1 protein-coding gene, 2 tRNA genes and 3 rRNA genes are annotated in these 5,555 nt (G+C 52.2%); all 6 read left to right on the top strand.

Annotated elements, in window-relative coordinates; genetic code table 11:
- Window positions 1-243: hypothetical protein (locus ACSV5M_RS21330; RefSeq protein WP_439178866.1), on the top strand; the 243-nt coding region annotated here is incomplete at its 5' end.
- Window positions 237-1,770 (top strand): 16S ribosomal RNA (locus ACSV5M_RS21325). The genes ACSV5M_RS21330 and ACSV5M_RS21325, both read left to right, overlap by 7 nt.
- 148 nt (window positions 1,771-1,918) lie before the next feature.
- Window positions 1,919-1,995, top strand: a tRNA-Ile gene (locus ACSV5M_RS21320).
- A 37-nt stretch (window positions 1,996-2,032) separates the two neighbouring features.
- Window positions 2,033-2,108: transfer RNA gene (locus tag ACSV5M_RS21315), tRNA-Ala, on the top strand.
- Between the two features lie 244 nt (window positions 2,109-2,352).
- Window positions 2,353-5,238 (top strand): 23S ribosomal RNA (locus ACSV5M_RS21310).
- A gap of 154 nt (window positions 5,239-5,392) precedes the next feature.
- Window positions 5,393-5,508: ribosomal RNA gene (gene rrf / locus ACSV5M_RS21305) — 5S ribosomal RNA — on the top strand.
- Together the 16S, 23S and 5S rRNA genes with 2 tRNA genes alongside form the textbook arrangement of a ribosomal RNA operon.
- Window positions 5,509-5,555: the final 47 nt, after the last annotated feature.

The following is a 5,555-nucleotide window of genomic DNA, read 5'->3' as shown; positions in this document are numbered from 1 at the left end:
TTTGCTTGCCAAGAAACAAATGATGCGTATAATTCGCATCCCACGGTTGGAGGCGCTGCCCTCGCCGGTTCTTTAACAGATCGATCAAGCAATGCGTGTGGGCACTTGCGGGATAGTCGGCGACAGCAAGATTATCAAATGCAAGTGACCCGACAATTCATACGAATGATGTTACGTTCACGAGTATTTGAGCAAAATTTAAGTGGTGTCAGCGGTATCGGCACCATGCAAGATTTAAACTGAAGAGTTTGATCATGGCTCAGATTGAACGCTGGCGGCAGGCCTAACACATGCAAGTCGAGCGCGAAAGGTCTTCGGGCTGAGTAAAGCGGCGAACGGGTGAGTAACGCGTGGGAATCTGCCCAGTAGTGGGGGACAACAGCCGGAAACGGCTGCTAATACCGCATACGCCCTACGGGGGAAAGGGGGGGATCTTCGGACCTCTCGCTATTGGATGAGCCCGCGTCGGATTAGCTAGTTGGTGGGGTAAAGGCCTACCAAGGCGACGATCCGTAACTGGTCTGAGAGGATGATCAGTCACACTGGAACTGAGACACGGTCCAGACTCCTACGGGAGGCAGCAGTGGGGAATATTGGACAATGGGGGAAACCCTGATCCAGCCATGCCGCGTGTGTGAAGAAGGCCTTCGGGTTGTAAAGCACTTTCAGTGGGGAGAAAGGTGATTCACCTAATACGTGAGTTAATTGATGTTACCCACAGAAGAAGCACCGGCTAACTCCGTGCCAGCAGCCGCGGTAATACGGAGGGTGCAAGCGTTAATCGGAATTACTGGGCGTAAAGCGCACGTAGGCGGTTAGTTAAGCTAGCTGTGAAATCCCCGGGCTTAACCTGGGAATTGCAGTTAGAACTGGCTAGCTAGAGTATGGTAGAGGGGTGTGGAATTTCAGGTGTAGCGGTGAAATGCGTAGATATCTGAAGGAACACCAGTGGCGAAGGCGACACCCTGGACCAATACTGACGCTGAGGTGCGAAAGCGTGGGGAGCAAACAGGATTAGATACCCTGGTAGTCCACGCCGTAAACGATGTCTACTAGCCGTTGGGGTCCTTGAGGCCTTAGTGGCGCAGCTAACGCACTAAGTAGACCGCCTGGGGAGTACGGTCGCAAGATTAAAACTCAAATGAATTGACGGGGGCCCGCACAAGCGGTGGAGCATGTGGTTTAATTCGACGCAACGCGAAGAACCTTACCAGGTCTTGACATCCAGAGAACTTTCCAGAGATGGATTGGTGCCTTCGGGAGCTCTGAGACAGGTGCTGCATGGCTGTCGTCAGCTCGTGTCGTGAGATGTTGGGTTAAGTCCCGTAACGAGCGCAACCCTTGTCCCTAGTTGCCAGCGCGTAATGGCGGGAACTCTAGGGAGACTGCCGGTGACAAACCGGAGGAAGGTGGGGACGACGTCAAGTCATCATGGCCCTTACGACCTGGGCTACACACGTGCTACAATGGGCAGTACAAAGGGTTGCCAAGCCGCGAGGTGGAGCTAATCCCATAAAACTGTTCGTAGTCCGGATTGGAGTCTGCAACTCGACTCCATGAAGTCGGAATCGCTAGTAATCGTAAATCAGAATGTTACGGTGAATACGTTCCCGGGCCTTGTACACACCGCCCGTCACACCATGGGAGTGGGTTGCACCAGAAGTAGCTAGTCTAACCGCAAGGGGGACGGTTACCACGGTGTGATTCATGACTGGGGTGAAGTCGTAACAAGGTAGCCCTAGGGGAACCTGGGGCTGGATCACCTCCTTAAACGATATCGCCACTCTTCTGTAAGTGCTCACACGCATTGCTTGATCAACTGGATTAGCAGTGAAGTCACATCTGCAAGCTACAAGCCATTAAGCGGCAAGCGCAGCTCAAGCAACCTTGATGCTTAACTTGCAGCTTGACGATTTAAAGGCCTGTAGCTCAGCTGGTTAGAGCGCACCCCTGATAAGGGTGAGGTCGGCAGTTCAAGTCTGCCCAGGCCTACCAAATTTCCGTCCATCTGCTTGACGAAAATTCCCGATACGGGGCTATAGCTCAGCTGGGAGAGCGCCTGCCTTGCACGCAGGAGGTCTGCGGTTCGATCCCGCATAGCTCCACCACTTCACTGTTAATAAGAAGAAGTCAGTCACTTGCTGTCTTGATTGTCGAGCAATCGATGATAGGTAAAAGAAAGCAACTGACTGGTTTTTACGCCAGATGTTCTTTAACAAGGTGGAATGTAAAGTTAAAAATTGCTGATTATGGGCGATTGTGTATCTCTACACAAAAGTCCGGCGATCATACTCATGTAAACTTTGCGAAAGCAAAGTCTTGATAATCGTTAAGCAGTCGCTTGTGTTATATGGTCAAGCGACTAAGCGCACACGGTGGATGCCTAGGCAGTTGGAGGCGATGAAGGACGTAGGAGCCTGCGAAAAGGTTAGGGGAGCCGGCAAACATGCTTTGATCCTAACATGTCCGAATGGGGAAACCCACTTACCATAAGGTAGGTATCCTGTACTGAATACATAGGTGCAGGAAGCGAACCCGGGGAACTGAAACATCTAAGTACCCGGAGGAAAAGAAATCAACCGAGATTCCCTTAGTAGCGGCGAGCGAACGGGGACCAGCCCTTAAGTTATCTTTACTTTAGTGGAACGCTCTGGAAAGTGCGGCGATACAGGGTGATAGCCCCGTACACGAAAAGGTATAGATGATGAAATCGAGTAGGACGGGACACGTGTTATCCTGTCTGAACATGGGGGGACCATCCTCCAAGGCTAAATACTCCCAACTGACCGATAGTGAACCAGTACCGTGAGGGAAAGGCGAAAAGAACCCCTGTGAGGGGAGTGAAATAGATCCTGAAACCGTGTGCGTACAAGCAGTCGGAGCACCTTCGTGGTGTGACGGCGTACCTTTTGTATAATGGGTCAGCGACTTATTGTCAGTGGCAAGGTTAACCGAATAGGGGAGCCGTAGCGAAAGCGAGTCTTAATAGGGCGTTCAGTCGCTGGCAATAGACCCGAAACCCGGCGATCTATCCATGTGCAGGTTGAAGGTGAGGTAACACTTACTGGAGGACCGAACCCACGTCTGTTGAAAAAGACGGGGATGACGTGTGGATAGGGGTGAAAGGCTAATCAAGCCGGGAGATAGCTGGTTCTCCCCGAAAGCTATTTAGGTAGCGCGTCATGTCTCACCCTCGGGGGTAGAGCACTGTTTGGGCTAGGGGGTCATCCCGACTTACCAACCCCATGCAAACTACGAATACCGAGGAGTGCAATCATGGCAGACAGACGGCGGGTGCTAACGTCCGTCGTCAAGAGGGCAACAACCCAGACCGCCAGCTAAGGTCCCCAATACCAGTTAAGTGGGAAACGATGTGGGAAGGCTTAGACAGCTAGGAGGTTGGCTTAGAAGCAGCCATCCTTTAAAGAAAGCGTAATAGCTCACTAGTCGAGTCGGCCTGCGCGGAAGATGTAACGGGGCTAAAACTGGTAACCGAAGCTGCGGATGCAACTTGTTGCATGGTAGGGGAGCGTTCTGTAAGCCGTTGAAGGTGAGTTGAGAAGCTTGCTGGAGGTATCAGAAGTGCGAATGCTGACATGAGTAACGATAAGGGGAGTGAAAAACTCCCCCGCCGGAAGACCAAGGGTTCCTGTCCAACGCTAATCGGGACAGGGTTAGTCGGCCCCTAAGGCGAGGGCGAAAGCCGTAGTCGATGGGAAACAGGTTAATATTCCTGTACCTCTTTTTACTGCGATGGGGGGACGGAGAAGGCTAGGCCAGCACGGCGTTGGTTGTCCGTGTTTAAGGTGGTAGGCTGAGATCCTAGGCAAATCCGGGATCTTAAGGCCGAGAACTGATGACGAGTGTTCCTCGGAACACGAAGTGGTTGATGCCATGCTTCCAAGAAAAGCCTCTAAGCTTCAGGTAAAAAGAGACCGTACTCGAAACCGACACAGGTGGTCAGGTAGAGAATACCAAGGCGCTTGAGAGAACTCGGGTGAAGGAACTAGGCAAAATGGCACCGTAACTTCGGGAGAAGGTGCGCTGCTGGCGGTGAAGGACTTGCTCCGTAAGCTGCTGGCAGTCGAAGATACCAGGCCGCTGCAACTGTTTATTAAAAACACAGCACTCTGCAAACACGTAAGTGGACGTATAGGGTGTGACGCCTGCCCGGTGCCGGAAGGTTAATTGATGGGGTTAGCTTCGGCGAAGCTCTTGATCGAAGCCCCGGTAAACGGCGGCCGTAACTATAACGGTCCTAAGGTAGCGAAATTCCTTGTCGGGTAAGTTCCGACCTGCACGAATGGCGTAATGATGGCGGCGCTGTCTCCACCCGAGACTCAGTGAAATTGAAATCGCGGTTAAGATGCCGTGTTCCCGCGGCTAGACGGAAAGACCCCGTGAACCTTTACTGTAGCTTTGCACTGAACTTTGAACCTACTTGTGTAGGATAGGTGGGAGGCTTTGAAGTTGGGACGCTAGTCCCAATGGAGCCGTCCTTGAAATACCACCCTGGTATGTTTGAGGTTCTAACGTAGACCCGTAATCCGGGTTGCGGACAGTGTATGGTGGGCAGTTTGACTGGGGCGGTCTCCTCCCAAAGAGTAACGGAGGAGCACGAAGGTTGGCTAATCCTGGTCGGAAATCAGGAGGTTAGTGTAATGGCACAAGCCAGCTTGACTGCGAGACTGACACGTCGAGCAGGTACGAAAGTAGGTCATAGTGATCCGGTGGTTCTGTATGGAAGGGCCATCGCTCAACGGATAAAAGGTACTCCGGGGATAACAGGCTGATACCGCCCAAGAGTTCACATCGACGGCGGTGTTTGGCACCTCGATGTCGGCTCATCACATCCTGGGGCTGAAGCCGGTCCCAAGGGTATGGCTGTTCGCCATTTAAAGTGGTACGCGAGCTGGGTTTAGAACGTCGTGAGACAGTTCGGTCCCTATCTGCCGTGGGCGTTGGAGATTTGAGAAGAGTTGTTCCTAGTACGAGAGGACCGGAATGAACGAACCTCTGGTGTTCGGGTTGTCATGCCAATGGCACTGCCCGGTAGCTATGTTCGGACGGGATAACCGCTGAAAGCATCTAAGCGGGAAGCCTCCTTCAAGATGAGATCTCCCTGAGGCTTTAAGCCTCCTGAAGAGCCGTTGAAGACTACGACGTTGATAGGTCAGGTGTGGAAGCGCTGCGAGGCGTTGAGCTAACTGATACTAATTGCTCGTGCGGCTTGACCATATAACAGAATCGATTGGTTAACGATTGAGTGATCCGGACTTTTACGAGATACCGACACATCGCTGTAACAGCAACGACTTTACATCCACCACCCTATTTGAAGAGCTACAGCGCACCGACTGGTGGTAAGACTGGAATCCTTCATACCGCTTTGCTTGACGATCATAGCGAGTTGGAACCACCTGATCCCATACCGAACTCAGAAGTGAAACGACTTAGCGCCGATGGTAGTGTGGGGTTTCCCCATGTGAGAGTAGGTCATCGTCAAGCTCTTAATCCCGAGCCCCGTCTGTATACACAGGCGGGGCTTTTTCTTT

Source organism: Cellvibrio sp. ARAG 10.3 (assembly GCF_051846955.1).
In the GTDB taxonomy this organism is placed as follows: domain Bacteria; phylum Pseudomonadota; class Gammaproteobacteria; order Pseudomonadales; family Cellvibrionaceae; genus Cellvibrio.
Note: the sequence above shows the minus strand (reverse complement) of the source record. Positions and strands in the feature narration are given on the sequence as shown.